The sequence below is a fragment of the Massilia mucilaginosa genome, from assembly GCF_011682145.1.
GTDB classification, from domain to species: Bacteria; Pseudomonadota; Gammaproteobacteria; order Burkholderiales; family Burkholderiaceae_D; genus Telluria_A; species Telluria_A mucilaginosa.
In genome coordinates this window covers 1-1,956 of the sequence record NZ_WHJH01000132.1, presented here as the reverse complement: position 1 = coordinate 1,956, position 1,956 = coordinate 1, and the positions used below count along the sequence as shown (strand labels likewise).

The 1,956-nt window shown below is 49.6% G+C and carries 1 protein-coding gene and 1 pseudogene; both read left to right on the top strand.

Translation table 11 applies throughout. The features are described 5' to 3' along the window. Window positions 1-1,043 (top strand): annotated as a pseudogene (locus tag F2P45_RS34075) (hypothetical protein); the annotation flags it as partial. Beyond that, window positions 1,036-1,698, top strand: coding sequence for an SMI1/KNR4 family protein (locus F2P45_RS34070; protein WP_166882635.1), 663 nt, complete (start codon window positions 1,036-1,038; stop codon window positions 1,696-1,698). The pseudogene F2P45_RS34075 and the gene F2P45_RS34070, both read left to right, overlap by 8 nt. Window positions 1,699-1,956 lie beyond the last annotated feature (258 nt).

The following is a 1,956-nucleotide window of genomic DNA, read 5'->3' as shown; positions in this document are numbered from 1 at the left end:
GCATTTTCGAAGAAGTGGTCGAACTGGTCGAGAATGGGGCGACGCTTGTTCTGGGCGCGGGCGAAATTGTCGTTGGAGGTTTTTACAATTCTGTGGTGAGGATTGGTGCGGGCCTCGCCTCAATCCCGTACATGCTTGACTCCGTGGACGCGGCAGTCGGCGTGCAAAAAGAGATCGCTGAAGGGTTGAACTATAATTTCAGAAGCGACGGCGCAAAGCAAATCGGCGAGGCGCTCAAGCCGGTTGGTACTTACGTGCAAGAAAAGATCACGGTAGCGAAGGATTTTTCGGAAGAGCACATCGGGCTTGGGGCAACGGCAGTTGTTTTTGGGGGTGTTGAGGCGGGAGTGGAAATTGCCGGCGTTGTGACCGGCGGGCGGGTGCTCAAGTCATTTATCGACGTTCCGAAGATAAAGTCTCCTGATGCTCCCAATGCGCCTGACGCGCCAGATAGGCCGCCTGCGGCAGCTGTTCCTGCGGTTGCTAAATCGGTTTTCGACGTGCGTACCCCAGCGGCATTTGCTGAGGCAGAAAAAGTCGCTGGCGTGATGAAAAAGTTTTTCCCTCCGGATAAGTCGCCAGTAATACAAGTACTGACTCACAAAGACGGTACCGTGAGTGTTGGGCTCTCTGGAGATTTAAGCTCTCCAAAAACCGCAAGGAGAATGGCCCAATTGCAAGCTGGTTTAGACAAGAATCTTGGGAAAGATAAGTATAAAGTTGGATCCACAACGTTGGATGGTAATGATAGTATCGTTCTGCCACGAGATTCCCGTGGTCAGCCGCTTGGCAATCAGCCCGGCTTTTGTGCAGAGCCAAAAGCATGTACGGCCGCAGCACAAAATAAGAGCCCGATCAATGGCAGCGCGACATATTGGCGTTCAGATTTACCTAATCCCCATCCTCATCGGCTTTCTGATGCGGACGGGTCGCCGAGTCGCGAGATGAACCCGTGTGCAACGTGCGCCCACCCGCCTAATCAGGAAATTTATAACAATACCGCGAATAGCGGGAAAAATGTGAGTGAGAGCTTAGATGAGTAACTTAAATGGTTTAGTGAAATTGTTGATGGCTTATGTTAAAGATGCCCGCCCGGTTGCTCAAGCAGACATCGAAAAATTCGCAGCTGAAAGAAGTATTGATTTTCGTGAGGATCATGTGCAGTTTTTCACGAGATTCGGTTGTGAGCCAGGAGGGCGGCCAGAGATTTTTAGGCAATATGGCGGAGATTTTGATTTCGCGAATGTGAAAAGAGTGTACCTCGAAAATCATCCTCAAATGGAGACACCCCCGGGTGCAGTCTATTTCGGCTCCAGCTTCATTGGAGACTCGTATTGTATCGATTGTAAATCGGGAAAGATTTATCTGTATGACGAAGGCGATAGGTATGGGGTCGTGCACGAGTCGATTGATGGATTTCTTCTTAAATGTTTAGTGTCTGTATATGTTGAAGAAGCGTTCGATGAAGAGCTTTCGCAGCAAGATATGGGTGAAGAATTTATTGCCGAATTTAGGCTCAAAAACAAAGATTCGAAAATAAATGAGGCGACGTGGTTTGGACGGGATTATAAGAATATTGAAAATCCTCCAGTTTTCGCCGAATACTATTTCATTGATCATAAGTTGGTCGCGTTATACCCGACTACAACTAGTTTGCTCACGCTAAGTGGCGGCGTTTTAAGCAACGTACAATGGTAGCGCGGATGGTGGCTGTGATCTTCATTGAGCCTGAAGGTTAAACCTGGTAGTTTAAGTGCCGGCAGCCACATCATGGTCATCAGCGACGATTCCTGCAACGCGGGCTTTTGCCCGCCGCAGAAAGGGCACGCTCAAGCTGATCGGGGCTGGTGGATATCGCCCCAAAGAGAACCAAGATGAAAGAACCGTCAAGCATGCCATACCATACCAATCACGCGACCTTCGAGCTGCCGGCGCAGCTCAAGGACAAGACCATGC